We start from the raw sequence: 16,712 nt of genomic DNA, 5'->3' as shown, positions 1-16,712 counted from the left end.
GACCAAAGGGCTGGAAGCCAGGTGCCGGAGATGCGCTACGCTGAACAGGAGTCGCACGCGTCTGGCCTGTGCGCCGGCCCGTGGCGACCCTTTCCCCGTCGAGTCGCAGGTCGCCCATGCGTGTCATCCGCTCTCCGCGCCTGAACCCTTTCCGCTACCGCCGCCGCGAGGTAGTGCGGCGCGGCCTGTGGCTGGCTTGTCTGCTGCTCGGCAGCTGGCTGGCGCTGGCGGCGCTGGCCCAGCCGCCGGGCCCGGCGACCGCGCTGATCCTGACGCTCGACGACAGCCTCAATCCGGCTACCCGCGACTATCTCGAACGCGGGATTGCCGAGGCCGAGCGGCGCCAGGCCGCACTGGTGGTGATCGAACTCGATACCCCGGGCGGGCAGTTCGAGTCGCTGCGTCGGCTGGCGCAGACCATCCTGGCCTCCCGCGTACCGGTGGTGACCTACGTCACCCCCAGCGGTGCGCGCGCCGCCAGTGCCGGCACCTATCTACTCTACGCCAGCCAGGTGGCGGCGATGACCCCCGGCACCCATCTGGGCTCGGCGACCCCGGTGGCGGCGGGGGGCGATGATGCCGAAGACTCCCCCATGCGGCGCAAGATCGTCGAGGACGCGGTGGCCATGCTGCGTGGCTATGCCGAGCACTACGGCCGCAACGCCGAGTGGGCCGAACGGGCGGTGCGCGAGGCGGCCAACCTGAGCGCCGAACGCGCGCTCGAGCTTGGGGTGGTGGATGTCGTCGCCGACGATCTGAATGGCCTGATGACCCAGCTCGACGGTCGGCAGGTACTGCTGGCCAGCGGCGAGCGTCGTCTGGCCACCGCCGACCTCGTTCAGGTGCGCGAGCCGCCTGGCTGGCGCACCCAGCTGCTCTCCCTGATCGCAACGCCGACCATCGCCTATGGGCTGTTGCTGCTCGGCTTCTACGGCCTGGTGTTCGAACTGGCGAGTCCGGGCATCGGTCTGCCCGGCGTGGCCGGTGGCATCGCGCTGCTGCTGGGGCTGTTCGCCTTTCAGCTGCTCGCCCTCGACGTTGCCGCGCTGGCGCTGGTTCTGCTGGGTCTGGCGCTGATCGTGGGCGAGGCGTTCCTGCCCAGCTTTGGCGTGCTGGGGCTGGGGGGCATCGTCGCCTTCGTGCTGGGTTCGATCATGCTGATGGATGGCGCCCACAGCGATCTGGCCTGGCCGCTGGTCGGCGGCACCGCACTGGTCGCCGGCGGGTTTCTGCTGTGGGCGGTGCTGCGTCTGGTCGCGGTGCGCCGACGCCTGCCCCAGGCCGGAAGTGACGAGATGCTGGGGGCCGAGGCGCTGGCGCTGACCGACTTCAGCGCTGGCCGCGGCAAGGTTCAGGTGCGCGGCGAGCGCTGGCAGGCGCGTAGCGGCGTGCCCATTCGACGTGGCGACAAGCTGCGCATCACCCGGGTAGAGGGTCTGGTGGTCACGGTCGAGCCGCACCACCCGCCGCCCGCGGCATGAGATCAGGGTCTGCCTCGAAGACATGACGATTCGCGGCGGCCATCCGGCGCGGCGATTCGCGCCAGCCGACGACAGGAGACTTGCCGATGTTCGCCTATCTCGTACCCAGCGTGCTGCTGGTGCTGCTGCTGTTCGCCTCGATCCGGATTCTGCCCGAGTACCGGCGCGGGGTGGTCTTCTTCCTCGGGCGTTTCCAGGCGGTCAAGGGCCCGGGGCTATTCCTGCTGATTCCGGTGGTGCAGAAGATGCAGGTGGTGGATCTGCGCGTGATCACCATGGACGTGCCGGAGCAGGACGTCATCTCGCAGGACAACGTCACCGTCAGGGTCAATGCGGTGCTCTATTTCCGCGTGGTCGATCCGCAGAAGGCGATCATCCAGGTGGAGAACTACGTCAACGCCACCAGTCAGCTCGCCCAGACCACACTGCGCTCGGTGCTGGGCAAGCACGATCTCGACGAGATGCTCTCCGAGCGCGACAAGCTCAACGACGACATCCAGGAGATCATCGATGGCCAGACCGAGGCGTGGGGCATCAAGGTGGCCAACGTCGAGATCAAGCATGTCGATCTCGACGAGAGCATGATTCGCGCCATCGCGCGCCAGGCCGAGGCCGAGCGCGAGCGGCGCGCCAAGGTGATCCACGCCGAGGGCGAACAGCAGGCGGCGGAGAAGCTGGTCGAGGCGGCCAACATCATGTCGCAGAACCCGGCCGCGCTGCAGTTGCGCTATCTGCAGACGATGAGCGACATGAGCAACAAGAACGCCTCGACCATCGTCTTCCCGCTGCCGATGGATGTGATGGAGGCGTTCAAGGCGATGCGCGGGGTGCACGGCGGCTCCGGCAGCGGGACTCAGACACCGCCGCGTTGACGCCGCTGCGCACCGGGCGACATGCGGTGCCAGGGCTGGCACCGAGATCGGTGCGCGAGGGCGTTGGCATCGGAGCGCGAGCGTGTATCCTGAGCGGGCCCTTTTCCGCGACCGCTACGGGAGTTCCGCTTGGCCACTTCACCCTCTTCTCCGGCGCAGCAGCCCAGCGCGCTGGCCATCTTCGATCTCGACGACACCCTGCTCGACGGCGACTGCACCCACCTCTGGCTCGAATGGGTGATCGCCTGCGGCTGGGTCGAGGAGAGCGAGGCGCTGCTGGCGCGCATGCGTGAGCAGGATCTGCAGTATCACGCCGGCACCCTGGACATGACCGAGCACCTGCGCTTCACCCTCGGCCCGCTGATCGGCCGCCAGCGCGATACGGTGCGTGAACAGGTCGAGGCGTTCGTCCAGCGTTCGGTGGCGCCGCGGCTGATGCAGGGCGGAGTCGAGCGGCTTCAGCAGCACCGCGAGCGCGGCCACGCGACCCTGGTGATCTCGGCCTCGATGCACCATCTGGTCGAGCCGATCGCGCGTTTCGTGGGTGCCGACGGCGCGCTCGCCACGCTGCCGGAGCTGGATGCCGAGGGGCGTTTCACCGGTGAGCCCACCGGCATCCACACCTATCAGCAGGGCAAGCTCGACGCCTTCGCCGAATGGCTCAGGGCCCACGACACCGGCTTTGCCGAGGGCTGGGAGACCTGGGGCTACAGCGACTCCTACAACGACCTGCCGCTGCTCGAGTTCGTCGACCACCCCCACGCCACCCAGCCGGATGCCCGCCTGCGGGCGACTGCCGAGGCGCGTGGTTGGCCGATCCTCGAGTGGCGTTAGGCGGTTTCATCAGACGGGGCCCAGGTCGGCCGTCCACGCTGGTCGCCGGCGGCCAGCGTCTATCACCACGATTGAGATAACTCATCGCGAGGCCGCGTTGCGCTTTTGGTAACTCGGGTATATCTTGTCAACCATGGTTTAACTTGATAACCCGGGCGACACTTCGCGGATGACGTGGGCTCGCCCGGCCGTCGACATTCCGAGGTCAGCGTGTCCAACAGTGTGAGTGACGCCCGCGCGGCACGCGCGGACCCGTCGGTGCCGGCACGACAGCGTTCGCTGCTGGCGCGTTTTCTGCCTTTCTTCGGCCCGGCGCTGATCGCCGCGGTCGCCTATATCGATCCCGGTAACTTCGCCACCAACATCGAGGCCGGCTCGCGCTACGGCTATACCCTGCTGTGGGTGGTACTGTGGGCCAATCTCATGGCGATGCTGATCCAGACGCTGTCGGTGCGCCTGGGGCTGGCCACCGGGCGCAATCTGGCGGAGATGATCCGCGAGCGCTATCCGCGGCCGCTGGTCTGGTTCTACTGGGTCCAGGCCGAGCTGGTGGCGATCGCCACCGATCTGGCCGAGTTCCTCGGTGCGGCGCTGGCGTTCCACCTCCTGTTCGGGCTCTCGATGCTGGAGGGGGCGCTGCTCACCGGCGCGGTCACCTACGCGGCATTGACCATGCAGCGCTACGGGTTTCGCCTGCTCGAGGTGATCATCGGCAGCATGCTGCTGGCGGTGGCGGCGGGCTTCGTCACTCAGATCCTGATGGGCCGGCCCTACGCCGGGCCGGCGCTCACCGGGATGCTGGTACCGCAGTTCCCTGACGGCTACGCGGTCTTTCTGGCCGCGGGGATTCTGGGTGCCACGGTGATGCCCCACGTCATCTATCTGCACTCGTCGCTGTCGCAGCGGCGCATTCCGGCCACCACTGACGACGAGCGCAAGCGCGCGATGCGCTTCTATCGCTGGGACGTGATCATCGGCATGGGGGTCGCCGGGATCATCAATCTCTCGATGCTGGCGCTGGCAGCGGCGGTGTTCTTCGACAACGGACGTACCGGCGTGGCCTCGATCGAGCAGAGCTATCAGCTGCTGTCGCCACTGATGAACCGCGAGCTGGCGAGCACGCTGTTCGGGTTCACCCTGCTGCTGGCGGGGCTGTCGTCGTCGATCGTCGGCACCATGGCGGGGCAGGTGGTGATGCAGGGCTTCGTCGGCTTCACCATTCCCATCTGGCTGCGCCGGCTGCTGACCATGCTGCCGGCGATCGCGGTGATCATGCTCGGCCTGCCCGAGCAGCAGGTGCTGGTGGCGAGCCAGGTGGTGCTCAGCTTCGGCATTCCCTTCGCCCTGGTGCCGCTGATCCAGTTCACCGCGCGCCGCGGCTTGATGGGCAATCTGGTCAGCCGGCGCTGGGTCACGCTGCTGGGTTGCGTGGTGGCCGCGGTGATCATCCTGTTGAATGGTTATGTGTTGGCCTTCGAGTTGCTGTAGGCTCTCTACGTGTCGTGAACGGGCGGCGCCGCTCGCGCGTGGCCGTTTACCCCATTCGATGTCGATGAGAACGCCATGCCAGGAACACCCCGACCACGTTATGCCCGCTTCGAGCGCACTCGTCTCGATCATCAGCAGGAGCTGGTGGAAGATTACGTGGAAGAGATCGCGCAGCTGCATCGCGATCATGGCGAGGCACGTGCCAGCGATCTGGCGGAGCGTTTCGGTGTCAGTGCCGCGGCGGTCTCCAAGGTGATCTCACGACTCAAGCGCGACGGCCTGGCCGAAGCGCGCCCCTACCGCGGGGTCTTCTTGACCGAACAGGGGCGGGCGCTGGCGGAGAAGGTCGAGGCGCGCCACCAGCTGGTGCTGGCCACGCTGCTCGCCCTCGGCGTCCCGGCGCACGTCGCCGAGGCGGACTCCGAGGGGATCGAACACCACTGCAGCGATGCCACCGTCGAGGCAATGCAGCGCTTTCTGGAGTCGCGGCCGGCATCACGCTGACTCTCGCGGCTGGGCTGATTACTACGTTGGTGTTAGACTGCGCCAGCGCTGTCGCCCCGCCCCGGGTCATCGACCCCTCCGGTAGCCGCCTGGCTCCCCAGCGGTGGTGCGACACTCCCGGGACCGCGAGGCGTCTTACGCCCCTCGCTCGAGACATGGCACCGACATGCACGTATCGATGACACGCGCCACCGTTAGCATGACGCCACCCTAGCGTCGACTCCCTCCGCGTGAGCCACGCTCGCGTTCGACTTGTCGACCCGCCGTACGGCCGGGCCGATCAGGTCCGTTTTCGTTCGTATTACCGATTCTCGTTTGAACCCAAGCGCTTCGAAGCCAAGCGTTTTGAACACTAGCCAAGCCGCGTTGCGACTGCGGCCGGGCGGGCAAGACGCGTCGACGTTCGCCAGCGCTGCGTGTGCTGGCCGGCGTCGCCAGCATCCGCTATCGGCCCCGCGGCATGACCCTGAGTGGACCCTGCAATGCTCGACACGATAAGACAACACTGGTTCTCCAACGTCCGCGCGGACGTGCTGGCCGGCGCCGTGGTGGCGATGGCGCTGATTCCGGAGGCGATCGCATTCTCGATCATCGCCGGTGTCGACCCCAAGGTCGGCCTCTATGCCTCGTTCTCGATGGCGGTGGTGATCGCCTTCGCCGGCGGCCGTCCGGGGATGATCTCCGCCGCCACTGGCGCCACGGCGCTGTTGATGGTGACCCTGGTACGCGACCACGGGCTGCAGTACCTGCTCGCCGCGACCCTGCTGACCGGGGTGATCCAGATCCTGTTCGGCTATCTCAAGCTCGGCGCGCTGATGCGCTTCGTCTCGCGCTCGGTGGTCACCGGTTTCGTCAACGCGTTGGCGATCCTGATCTTCATGGCCCAGCTGCCGGAGCTGACCGGGGTCACCTGGCACGTCTACGCCATGACCGCCGCCGGGCTCGGCATCATCTATCTGTTCCCCTATGTGCCGGTGGTGGGCAAGACGCTGCCGTCGCCGCTGGTCTGCATCGTGGTGCTCACCGGGGTCTACATGTTCAGTGGCATGGATATCCGCACCGTGGGCGACATGGGCCAGCTGCCCGATTCGCTGCCGGTATTCCTGCTGCCGGACGTGCCGCTCAATCTGGAGACGCTGTGGATCATCCTGCCCTACTCGCTGGCGATCGCCGTGGTCGGCCTGCTCGAATCGATGATGACCGCGACCATCGTCGACGAGCTGACCGATACCCCCAGTGACAAGAACCGGGAGTGCAAGGGGCAGGGGCTGGCCAACCTCGCCACCGGCTTCCTCGGTGGCATGGCCGGCTGCGCGATGATCGGGCAGTCGGTGATCAACGTGAAGTCCGGCGGCCGCAACCGCCTCTCGACCCTGGTCGCCGGGGTCTTCCTGCTGATCCTGGTGGTGTTCCTGGGTGACTGGGTCTCGCAGATCCCGATGGCCGCGCTGGTGGCGGTGATGATCATGGTCTCGATCGGCACCTTCAGCTGGGAGTCGATCCGCGATCTGCGGCGCCATCCGCTGTCGACCAATATCGTCATGGTGTCCACGGTGATCGTGGTGGTGGCGACCCACAATCTGGCGATTGGTGTGCTGGTCGGGGTGCTGCTGGCGTCGCTGTTCTTCGCCAACAAGGTGGGGCAGATTCTCTATGTCGGTAGCCGCATGGACGCGGACGGCGAGACCCGCGAGTATGAAGTGATCGGACAGGTGTTCTTCGCCTCTTCGACTCGCTTCACCGACAGCTTCGACTTCAAGGAGGCGGTGCCGCGGGTGCGTATCGATCTCTCTCGCGCCCACTTCTGGGACATCACCGGCGTCGGCGCGCTGGACAACGTGGTGATCAAGTTCCGCCGCGAGGGCGCCGAGGTCGAGGTGATCGGACTCAACGAGGCCAGCGCCACCCTGGTCGACCGCTTTGCCGTGCACGACAAGCCGGACGCGGTGGAGAAACTCATGGGCCATTGAGTGCCCTCGCAGGATGCAGGCGGCGCAAGCGCGTCGCGATGACAACCCCGCCGCCCAGGGGCGTGATAGGCTCGGGTGGCGGGTGCCAGGCAACAGGAGAATGCCATGAGTGAACGTCAGGTTCTCGGCTGTATCGACGACTCCAGCCACGCGCCGGCGGTATGCGCCGCCGCGGCGTGGGCCGCGGCGCGGATCGGCGCGCCGCTCGAACTGCTGCACGTGCTGAGTCGCGGGCAGGGCGGCGCCGAGCGCGACACCAGCGGCCATATCGGTCTGGGCAGTCGCGAACATCTGCGCGAGCAGCTGACCCGGCTCGACGAGGAGCGCGCCAAGCTCGCGCAGCAGCACGGACGCGAGCTGCTGGCGGCAGCCAAGGCCCAGGCCGAGGCGTCCAGCTCGCTGACGGTGGCCACTGCGCTGCGCCATGGTGATCTGCTCGAGGCGCTGAGCGAGCGCGAGGCGCAGACCCGGCTGGTGGTGCTGGGCAAGCGCGGCGAGTCCGTGGCCGAGGCGCAGGATCACCTGGGCAGCAATCTGGAGCGGGTGGTGCGCGCACTGCACACGCCGATCCTGGTCACGCCGCCCGAGTTCCAGGCGCCGCAGCGGCTGCTGCTCGCCTTCGATGGCGGCCAGACCACCCGCAAGGGGGTCGAGATGATCGCCGAGAGCCCGCTGCTCAATGGCCTGGTGTGCCACGTGGTGATGGTCGGCGCCGGTACCGACGATCAGCGGGCCCAGCTCGACTGGGCGCTGGCGCGGCTGCGCGAGGGGCAGGTCGAGGCCGAGGGCGAGATCCTCGCCGGCGACGTCGATGACGTGCTGGGCCACTACGCCGAGCGCGAGCATATCGACCTGATGATCATGGGTGCCTACGGCCACTCGCGTATCCGCCAGCTGCTGGTGGGCAGCACCACCACGGCGATGCTCAGGCATTCGCGCAGCGCCACCCTTATACTGCGCTGACCCCGGCGGTTGCCGTGGAACCCATCACGCCGCGCCCGAGGCGCGGCGAGCTAAAGGAGCGAGAAGAGCCATGACCATCCAACGCCACGACACCCAGACCCGCATGAGCCGCGCCGTGATCCATAACGGCACCGCTTATCTGTGCGGTCAGGTCAGCGGCCCGGAGGCCCGCGAGGGCGATATCACCGCCCAGACGATCAGCATGCTGTCGCGGCTGGATGCGCTACTGGAGGAGATCGGCTCCGACCGTGAGCATCTGCTCGCGGCGACGATCTATCTCGCCGATGGCGCCGACTTCGCCGCCATGAATACGGTGTGGGACGCCTGGGTGCCGGCAGGCCACGCGCCGGCACGTACCTGCATCACCGCGCCGATGCCGGCGCCCGAGCTGAAGGTGGAGATCACCGTCACCGCGGCGATCAAGTAACCCGCGCCTCCCTTCGATCCACGCTGTGCGCTCTTCGTCTCTCGGTCTGGCCCACGCCGGGACCGGGTGGCGAGTTCGGATGTCGGCTCGCCTTCACTCCGTCTCGCGGCTGGGGGCGGGCGGCTGGTGGGCGAGGAAGTGGGCCAGCTTTTCCGGCTGGCTCTCACCGACCCGGCACAGCTGGCCGGCAATCTCGGCGTACTGCATCAGGGTCGGCAGCATCAGCCGCTGACGATGCGGATCCTGGGCCTGGCGGGCGGCTTCTGTGTCCAACCATTCGAACAGCCTTGCCAGGCGGGTGTAAGTGGTATCACCGCGGCCGCTGTTGCCACGCAGGGCATCCACCGCCAGACAGCGCATCACGCTGCGCTTGTTGGGATCGAGACTCTCCTTGTCCAGTAGCGCCTCGGCGTGACGGCTGAACTGACTCATCAGTTGGGTCAGCTCGGCCGCCTCGAGCTGGCGCTGGACCGCCTGCTGGCTCTCGTGCAGGGCGCGCTGCTGCTGCAGCTGCCCGCGCGCCACCAGCACCAGGGTCAGGCACAGCCAACCGGCCAGTACCACGCTGAGCAGGAATAGCCCCAGTGGCGCCAACGCAGCGGGCGGCAGCGGCCAGTGCAGGTCGCTGGCGTAAAGGCCCAAGCCGCACAGGGCCAGCATGACGATGACGATCAATGCGATGGAAACGCCGGCTTTCATCTCGACTCCGACTCTACGGGGTGGTCTCTATGGGTGAGGGCCGCTGACTCTCGCCCAACGAGGCATTATCGGCCGGCGGCTCCGGCGCTTGAACATGGCGCCGGTCTCAGCGCTCTCAGCACATGCCGCCGTTGATGGCGATCACCTGCCGGGTGATATAGCCGGCATCACGGGAGCACAGGAAGCTGACCGTGGCCGCCACTTCGTGCGGCTCGCCGGGGCGCTGCATCGGCACCAGCTTGCGAATCTCCTCCCGCGACAGCGCCTCGGTCATGCTGGTCTCGATCCAGCCGGGGGCGACACAGTTGACCGTGATGCGGCGCTTGGCCAGCTCCACCGCGAGCGCCTTGGTGGCGCCGATGATGCCTGCCTTGGCCGCACTATAGTTGACCTGGCCGCGATTGCCGATCACCCCCGAGAGCGACGACAGGGTAACGATGCGCCCCGGACGGCGGCGCTGGATCATTGGCATCACCAGCGGCCGCAGCACGTTGTAGAAGCCATCCAGGTTGGTCTTGAGCACGCTGTCCCAGTCCTCGTCCTCCAGCGCCGGGAAGGGCTTGTCGACGGCGATGCCGGCGTTGCACACCACCCCGTAGTAGCAGCCGTGGGCGGCGATATCCGCCTCCAGCAGCGTCTTGACCCGTGCGCGCTGGGTGACATCGAACTGGAGCAGACGCACCTGGGCGCCGGCGGCACGGGCATCCGCCGCCACCTGGGCGATATCGTCGCCATCGCGGCGGCTGTGCAGCACCAGGTCGAAGCCGTCCTGGGCCAGGCGCCGGGCGATCGCCGCGCCGATGCCGCGGTTGGCACCGGTCACCAGGATGGTGTCGGCGCCACGCTCGCCTGTGGGGGAAGCGGTCTCTTGGGGGGTACTCGGGCGATCCATGCGCGCTCCAGGCGATAAGGTGTCGAAACGAAAGAGAGTGTCAAAACGAAAGAGAGTCGGGCCGGCGACCGTTCAGGAGGCCGGCGGCTGGCCGGGCAGGTTCAACCCGGTGGGGCGGTAGAGGGTCAGGCTGCCGCTGGCCAGACTGGCCGAGCCATCGGCCCAGCGCAGCTCGCCATTGACCTGGGTCACGCCGTTGTCGGCGACGAAGTCGATACTGATGGCGACATGGATGCGCCGGCCAAACGGCCAGTAAGGCTGCGCGGCGCGGTAGCGGCGGCTGCCCAGCAAGAGTCCCGGCGCCGGCGACTCGCCGCGGCGTTGGGCATGGTAGCCGGCCCAGGCGGCCACGCCCTGGGCGATCCACTCGATGCCGACCCAGGCGGGCAGCCCCGCGGCCTCGGCGAACAGATCGTCGGGTCTGGTTTCGCCCTCGGCGATGGCACCCTCGGCGTCGGCCTCGAGCAGGCGCGTCAGCAGGCACATGCCGCGGGCGTGGGGCACCAGCGGGGCGATGGGGCAGGGCAGAGGTTCGGTGGTCGATGTCACGGGTGACCCTCCGCAGACCGGCAATGGGTCGATAGGGTGCGCGGCAGCGCCTGTCGGGATTGGCATTCAGACATCGTCACGACTCAGCAGCAGGCTGGCGTTGTTGCCGCCGAAGGCGAAGCTGTTGCTCAGTGCATGGCGCAGCGGTGCGCTCGGCGCGGGTGCATGGCCCACCAGCGGCAGCGGCGGCAGTGTCGGGTCGTAGTCGCCGTCGTAGACGTGCCGTGGCAGCCGGCCGTAGGTCAGCGCCAGCCAGCAGAAGGCGGCTTCCAGCGCGCCGGCGGCACCCAGGGTGTGGCCGGTCAGCGCCTTGGTCGAGCTGCACGCCGGCGGCTGCGTGAAGAGGTCGTTGACCGCGGTGGCTTCCATCTGGTCGTTGAGTGCGGTGCCGGTGCCGTGGAGATTGAGATAGTCGATCGCCTCCGGCGCCAGCCCGGCCATCGTCAGCGCCTGGCGCATGGCTGCCACGGCGCCGCTGCCGTCGGGTCGCGGCGCCGAGATATGGTGGGCGTCGGCACTCTCGCCGACTCCGCCCAGCTGGATGCCGCCGCGTTCCGGGGTGACCACGAACAGCGCCGCAGCCTCGCCCAGATTGATGCCGCGGCGCTGGCGCGAGAACGGCAGGCAGGGGGCATCGCTGACCGCATCGAGGCTAGCGAAGCCGTTGACGGTGAGCCGGCACAGGCTGTCGGCGCCGCCGGCGATCACCGCGTCGCACTGGCCGCTCTTGAGCAGGCGCCGGGCGCTGGCCAGGGCCCGCGCGCTGGAGCTGCAGGCGGTCGACAGCGCATAGCAGGGCCCGCCCAGGCCGAGACGCTCGGCGACGAAACGTGCCGGGGCGCCGAGTTCCTGGCGCGAGTAGGCGAAACTCGCCGGCAGCGGGCCGTCATGGCCGCTCTCGGCGATGGCCTTTTCGGTCTCCCCGATCCCCGAGGTACTGGTGCCGATCACCACCCCGATACGTTCTGGTGCCACCTGCGCCAGCAGCGCGTCGAGGGTCTCGACGAGGCCGGCCAGCGCGAGGGCCAGCAGGCGGTTGTTGCGGCTACGCTGGCCGGTCTCCCAGCTGCTGGCGTCGGGCAGCGGAGCGCTGACGCGGCCGAGCGGCAGCGCTCGCCCGGGGGTGAAGTCGTCGCTGACGGCGAGCTGGCGCTGGCCGGCGAACAGCGACGCGGCGATGGTGTCGAGGTCGCTGCCCAGTGAACACACCACCCCGGGCCGGGAGAGGCGGCAGGCGAAGGAAGCGCTCATGCGTCACCCTCCTGGTCGAGCGGGGTGATGGTCAGGCGGTAGCCGCCCTGGCGGTCGTCGAGCGTCAGGGTCTGGGGATGCGCGGGATCGGGTCGCGGCGTGATGCTGGCGGCGAGACGGCCGTGGTAACGGATATCACGCTGGTCGTCATGCTCTGCCACCTGCCAGGCGCTGCCGGCGAAGGCTCGGGCCAGCGCGGCGCGCGGCCACAGGCTCCACTCCAGGCGTGAAGCGAGCCAGGCCGGCGGGATCGGCAGCGGCGGTTCGCCCGGGGCGTCGCCGGCCTCGAAGCGCGCGCCCTGGGCGTCGCGCACCAGGGTGGTGAGACGCTGGCCGTAGGGGGTCACCAGCACCGCACGCAGCGCGTCTGGGGTGATCCGGATGAAGGCGATCAGGGTGCGCGACTCGCCCTCCTCGGGCGCGAAGGTGAGTCGGCTGGCCAGGGTCTCCGGGGTCACCGCCGCCGCCAGCGGCGGGGAGGGCGAGACCGGCGGCGACAGGCTGCAGGCGTTGAGACCGAACATCAGCGCGCTGATCAGCATCAACACGAGCGGGCGGCGGACACACGGCATGCGATTCATGGCGTCTCCTCGCTACGCTCGGCCTGCAGGCGGCACAGCGCCGAGAGGGTGTCGAGGTGGCGGCGAGAGGCGCTGGCGAAAGGGTTGCTGCGATCCCAGGCGTAGCCGGCGAGGATGGCGCTGATGCGCGCGCGGATCTCGGGCGGAGCCTGATCGTGGAAGATGATCGTCTGCAGGCGGGTGTCGTACCAGCCGTCGACGAAGTCGCGAAAGGTGGCGATGCCCTCGCGCAGCGGGCGTTCGAACTCGGCGTCCCAGTCGGGCGTGTCGCCGTCGAGCTGACGCGCCACCAGCGGCGCGGCCAGGCTCGCCGAACGCAGGGCGATGGTGACCCCGGAGGAGAACACCGGGTCGAGAAACTCGCCGGCGTTGCCGAGCAGCGCATAGCCGGGGCCGTGCAGGCGCTCGACATCGGCGGCATAGCCCTTGAGCTCGCCGACCTCACGTCGCGGTCTGGCGCCTGCGAGCAGGGCACTGAAGCGGGGTTCTTCGGCGATCAGCGCCTGCCAGCGTGCCTCGGGAGTGTCGCCGTAGGCGCTCAGGCTGGCGATATCGCCGACCACGCCGACCGAGGCGCGATGATCGCGGAACGGAATCAGCCAGTACCAGATCGACGCGTCCTGCGGGTGAACTCCGATCAGGATCTTCTCGCGGTCGTAGTCGGGATCGTCGATCTGCTCGTCGACATGGGTGTAAAGCGCCATGCGCGGCGCCAGGCGCGGCTCGCGGGAGAGCCCTTCCAGCCGTGCCAGCACGCGGCCGTAGCCGCTGGCGTCGAGCACGAAGCCGGCGCGCAGTTCACGCGACTCGCCGGTGGCGTCGCGCAGGGTGACCCCGGGGCGCTGTGGGTCGGAATGGAAAGCGCTGACGCTGACCCCGAACTCGAGGGTGGCACCATGGCCGCGGGCGGCCTCGATCAGGCGCTGGTCGAAATCGGTGCGCTCGACCTGAAAGGTCGTCCCCCAGCCGGGCGAGTACTTGTCGCGGAAATCGATAGCGGTGGCTTGTCCGTTGCGGGTGAAGGCGGCGCCATTCTTGGGCTGATAGTCGGCGGTGAGCACCGTCTCCAGCAGCCCGGCCGCTTCGAGGTCACCCATGCACTGGGGCAGCAGGCTCTCGCCAATCGAGAAGCGCGGAAAGTGCTCGCGCTCGACCACGTGCACGCGGTAGCCGCGCCGGGCCAGCAGGGCGGCAGCAGTGGCGCCGGCCGGGCCGGCACCGATGACGATGACATCGTGATCGCACTCACGCATGCGGGCTCTCCTCGGGTTGGGGATGGCTGGTGGTGGGTTCCCGCGGGCGCACCCAGGGCACCAGCAGCCACACGCTGGCCAGCCCGATCAGGCAGGTCAGCCCCAGGTAGTGCAGCGCCGGGGTGGCGCTGAACGCCAGCATGCCGAAGGCCAGCAGGCTGGTCAGGGTCGACAGGGTGATCGCCAGCCAGGCGGAGGGCTGTCTGGCGTACTCCACGTTGAAGATACCGGCATCCAGGCCGATCCCCAACACCAGTAGCAGCCCCAGTTGATTGAAGATATTGAGCGGCACCCCGGTCAGTGCGAACACCGCCAGCACGATCAGGGTGGCGCCGAAGGGCGGTGCTATCACGCGCCAGGCGCGACCGCGGTAGCGCCAGATCAGCGCCAGGGTCATCAGCGCCATGGCCGCGGCGATCCAGGCGGCGGTGTGGCGGCGCAGCTCACCCAGCAGAGTGCCGATACGCGCCACCCGGTCGACGTAGACGACCCCCGGCCGAGCCTCGGCGATGGCTGAGAGCTGGTCGGCGATGGCGGCGCTGCGGGCCCCGCTCAGGACCACGCTGGCGGCGACCTCGCCGGATTCGGTCTGGCCCAGCCACAGCCGCTGCTGGAGCTGACCCAGCGGCGTCGCGAGCCAGTCGGTGAGCGTCAGGCGTGGGGCATCGTCGAGCCGCGCGCGGGCGGCCTGGGCGAGATCGTCCGGCAGTCCGGCGCGCTGGATCAGGCTCTCCAGCGGGGCGCCGTAGAGGGTGCGTACCCGGGCCAGGTTGGCGTCCTGCTCGGCGGCGCTGGGCACGCTGCGCCCCAGCGACTGGTAGTCGATCGCCAGCCCGGCGGCGATGGCCTGGTCGAGGCGCTTGTCGAGTGCCGCGAGTCGCGTCAGCAGCGCCTGGGTATCGGCGGCGCGGACCAGGAAGTAGCGGCTGCCGGTGTCGCGGTCGAGCAACTGCTGGACCTGGGCCTCGTCGTGCATCAGCGCCGCCGGCGAGGGGTTTAGCAGGGCGAGACTGTCGTCGCTGGTGAGGCGCAGCGTGCACAACGCGATCAGCCCCAGTGCCAGCACGAGTGCCAGCCACGGTGGCAGCCCCCGGCGCGGCTGGCACAGCCGCCACCAGCGTTCGGCCAGGCGTGCGGTGAAGGGGTTGGCGTGGAGCTTGAAGCGGGGCAGCCACAGCACCACGGTGAGCCAGGCGCCGATCAGCCCGAAGGCGGCGAAGGCGGCCATCTGGCGTAGCCCGGGCATGGGCGTCAGCGCCTGGGCGACATAGGCGATCACGCTCGAGATCAGCCCCAGGGTCAGGCTCGGTAGTAGCCGCCGCAGACGAAAGGCGCGGCCGTGGATGGCGCGGTCGCACTGCAGATGCAGCACGTAGTCGATGGCGATGCCGATCAGGCTGGCGCCGAAGGCCAGCGTCAACAGGTGCAGACGCCCGAACAGCCCGAGGGTGAGTGCCAGCGCGAACAGCGAGCCGGTCACCAGCGGCACCAGCAGTTGTGCCAGCACCCGCGGCGAGCGGAATACGAAGCCGATGATCAGCAGTACCCCGAGTAGCGAGGCGGCGCCGATGGTGGACATCTCGTGGCGTGCCTGACGCGCCCCGGCGGCGGCGTGGAACACCAGCCCGGAGCGCAGCAGCTGGGCCTCGGGGTGCGCCTGCTGGAAACGTTCCAGGGTCGCGTGCAGCGCCTGCTGCATGGGCAGGGCGTAGGGTGAGCCGGCGAGCCGGCCGATCAGCACGCTGTAGCGCTGGCCCTGGGCGTCCAGGGTCAGCAGGCCGTCGGCGGCATCGATCGGACTCTGCGGCTGGCGCGCCAGCCATGCATCGAGCAGGCCGAACGGATCGGCCACCGGATCGGGGCGCGCGGCCGGCGAGAACAGCCGGCGCAGCGCCGGCTCGACCAGTGATTCGCCGCCGTCGCGCGCGATCGCCTGCTGCCAGGCGGGGGTCAGCAGCCGGTAGCGCCAGGCGCCCATCCAGTCGTGCGGGTCGGCGTCGGCCAGATCCAGCTCGCGCCAGTCGACCCGCGCCAGTTGCCCATCGTCGACCAGCGTCTCCAGCGCATCGCCCAGCGCCTGGGTCGCCGCCACCCGGTCGTCGGCGTGCAACAGGATCAGGAAGCGATCCTCGAAGCCCTCGCCCAGCTGGCGGTCGGCGGCCTCGATCAGCGGCACCTGGCGGTCCGCCGGCAGCAGCGCAGTGAGGTCGGTGTCCGCCGGCAGGCCGTGGCGCAGCATCCAGGCCAGCCACACCGCGCACAGCGTGATCACGCCCAGCCAGAGCCAGCCGAGCCAGCGCCAGGCAGTGCCGCTTGGTGGGCGCTCGACGGGGGAACTCATGGCGCGTCGCCGGACAGCGGATGCTGATCGAACAGGCGCACCGCCAGGGTGTCACCGCCGGGCGTATGCAGGGTCAGATGGTCGATGTAGCGGCCGCCATCCAGGGCGATGCTCGAGATCCGCTCGCGCAGCGCCTTGGCCTTGGGTGTCAGCGTCACCTGCCACGCCTCGGCGTTGCCGGCGAGGGCGATCTCGAAGCGCGAGGCCAGCGCCTGCCAGTCGCCCTCGAGCAGCTGCAGGAACAGCCGGGCGACCTGCTCGCCGCCGGGCGGAGTGCGGTCGCCACTGCCGTTGACGATCGCCTCCGGGGTCAGCTCGATACGCTCCTCGACCGGACGTTCGAGCTGCCACACCACGCGCTGGCCGCGCACGAAGCGGAAGTTGCCGCTGCTATCCAGGCTGCTGCCGAGATCCGCCAGTCGGCGCTGCTGGGTGAACTTGCCGGCCAGCGACGGCGTCTGCGCCAGGCGCTGCTGCAGCGTGGCGAGATCGAAGGCGTAGGCGCTGAGCGGCGCGGCCAGGCAGACACAGGCGAGCATCAGCGAGAGCAGGCGACGGGCGCGGTGTGCGAGGGTTGGCTGGGACATGAGGGGCACTCCTTCGGCAA

The 16,712-nt window shown here is 69.0% G+C and carries 16 protein-coding genes; 8 read left to right on the top strand and 8 right to left on the bottom strand.

Going from position 1 to position 16,712, the window contains the following annotated elements:
* Positions 1-116: 116 nt before the first annotated feature.
* The 8 genes from DOM67_RS05315 (at position 117) to DOM67_RS05280 (ending at position 8,539) form a co-directional block, all read left to right on the top strand.
* Positions 117-1,481, top strand: a complete 1,365-nt coding sequence (locus tag DOM67_RS05315) for a nodulation protein NfeD (protein ID WP_110674621.1) — start codon at positions 117-119, stop codon at positions 1,479-1,481.
* 86 nt (positions 1,482-1,567) lie between these two features.
* On the top strand, positions 1,568-2,353 hold the full coding sequence (locus DOM67_RS05310) for a slipin family protein (protein WP_110674620.1): 786 nt from the start codon (positions 1,568-1,570) through the stop codon (positions 2,351-2,353).
* A gap of 129 nt (positions 2,354-2,482) precedes the next feature.
* Positions 2,483-3,187, top strand: coding sequence for an HAD family phosphatase (locus DOM67_RS05305; RefSeq protein ID WP_110674619.1), 705 nt, complete (start codon positions 2,483-2,485; stop codon positions 3,185-3,187).
* A 210-nt stretch (positions 3,188-3,397) separates the two neighbouring features.
* A complete protein-coding gene (locus DOM67_RS05300; protein ID WP_110674618.1) occupies positions 3,398-4,675 on the top strand; it encodes an Nramp family divalent metal transporter in 1,278 nt (425 codons plus the stop codon).
* A 75-nt stretch (positions 4,676-4,750) separates the two neighbouring features.
* Positions 4,751-5,179 (top strand): manganese-binding transcriptional regulator MntR, encoded by a 429-nt coding sequence (mntR, locus tag DOM67_RS05295; RefSeq protein WP_110674617.1) that lies wholly within the window; start codon positions 4,751-4,753, stop codon positions 5,177-5,179.
* A 482-nt stretch (positions 5,180-5,661) separates the two neighbouring features.
* On the top strand, positions 5,662-7,149 hold the full coding sequence (locus tag DOM67_RS05290; RefSeq protein ID WP_110674616.1) for a SulP family inorganic anion transporter: 1,488 nt from the start codon (positions 5,662-5,664) through the stop codon (positions 7,147-7,149).
* A gap of 105 nt (positions 7,150-7,254) precedes the next feature.
* Positions 7,255-8,112, top strand: a complete 858-nt coding sequence (locus DOM67_RS05285; RefSeq protein WP_110674615.1) for a universal stress protein — start codon at positions 7,255-7,257, stop codon at positions 8,110-8,112.
* Between the two features lie 70 nt (positions 8,113-8,182).
* The gene (locus DOM67_RS05280) at positions 8,183-8,539 is read left to right on the top strand and encodes a RidA family protein (protein ID WP_110674614.1); all 357 of its coding nucleotides are present in this window, start codon (positions 8,183-8,185) and stop codon (positions 8,537-8,539) included.
* Between the two features lie 93 nt (positions 8,540-8,632).
* On the opposite strand, the gene DOM67_RS05275 is transcribed toward DOM67_RS05280, so the two are convergent.
* The 8 genes from DOM67_RS05275 to DOM67_RS05240 all read right to left on the bottom strand — a co-directional run bounded on the left by DOM67_RS05275 (position 8,633) and on the right by DOM67_RS05240 (position 16,692).
* A complete protein-coding gene (locus tag DOM67_RS05275) occupies positions 8,633-9,238 on the bottom strand; it encodes a hypothetical protein (protein WP_110674613.1) in 606 nt (201 codons plus the stop codon).
* A 115-nt stretch (positions 9,239-9,353) separates the two neighbouring features.
* Positions 9,354-10,130 (bottom strand): 3-oxoacyl-ACP reductase FabG, encoded by a 777-nt coding sequence (fabG, locus tag DOM67_RS05270; RefSeq protein WP_110674612.1) that lies wholly within the window; start codon positions 10,128-10,130, stop codon positions 9,354-9,356.
* Between the two features lie 72 nt (positions 10,131-10,202).
* Positions 10,203-10,679, bottom strand: a complete 477-nt coding sequence (locus tag DOM67_RS05265; RefSeq protein WP_110674611.1) for a hypothetical protein — start codon at positions 10,677-10,679, stop codon at positions 10,203-10,205.
* Positions 10,680-10,745: 66 nt separating this feature from the next.
* Positions 10,746-11,930: a beta-ketoacyl-ACP synthase gene (locus DOM67_RS05260; protein ID WP_110674610.1), complete on the bottom strand. Its 1,185-nt coding sequence runs from the start codon at positions 11,928-11,930 to the stop codon at positions 10,746-10,748.
* On the bottom strand, positions 11,927-12,511 hold the full coding sequence (locus DOM67_RS05255) for a DUF3261 domain-containing protein (protein WP_110674609.1): 585 nt from the start codon (positions 12,509-12,511) through the stop codon (positions 11,927-11,929). Before DOM67_RS05255 ends, DOM67_RS05260 begins: the two co-directional genes overlap by 4 nt.
* Positions 12,508-13,764, bottom strand: a complete 1,257-nt coding sequence (locus tag DOM67_RS05250) for an NAD(P)/FAD-dependent oxidoreductase (protein WP_110674608.1) — start codon at positions 13,762-13,764, stop codon at positions 12,508-12,510. Before DOM67_RS05250 ends, DOM67_RS05255 begins: the two co-directional genes overlap by 4 nt.
* Positions 13,757-16,105: a hypothetical protein gene (locus tag DOM67_RS05245; RefSeq protein ID WP_110674607.1), complete on the bottom strand. Its 2,349-nt coding sequence runs from the start codon at positions 16,103-16,105 to the stop codon at positions 13,757-13,759. Before DOM67_RS05245 ends, DOM67_RS05250 begins: the two co-directional genes overlap by 8 nt.
* Positions 16,102-16,692 carry an outer membrane lipoprotein carrier protein LolA gene (locus DOM67_RS05240; RefSeq protein ID WP_110674606.1) on the bottom strand — a complete coding sequence of 197 codons (591 nt, stop codon included), beginning with the start codon at positions 16,690-16,692 and terminating at the stop codon, positions 16,102-16,104. Before DOM67_RS05240 ends, DOM67_RS05245 begins: the two co-directional genes overlap by 4 nt.
* Positions 16,693-16,712: the final 20 nt, after the last annotated feature.

The organism is Salinicola sp. RZ23 (assembly GCF_003206675.1).
Taxonomy (GTDB): domain Bacteria; phylum Pseudomonadota; class Gammaproteobacteria; order Pseudomonadales; family Halomonadaceae; genus Salinicola; species Salinicola endophyticus.
This window is presented reverse-complemented; position numbering and strand designations above follow the sequence as displayed.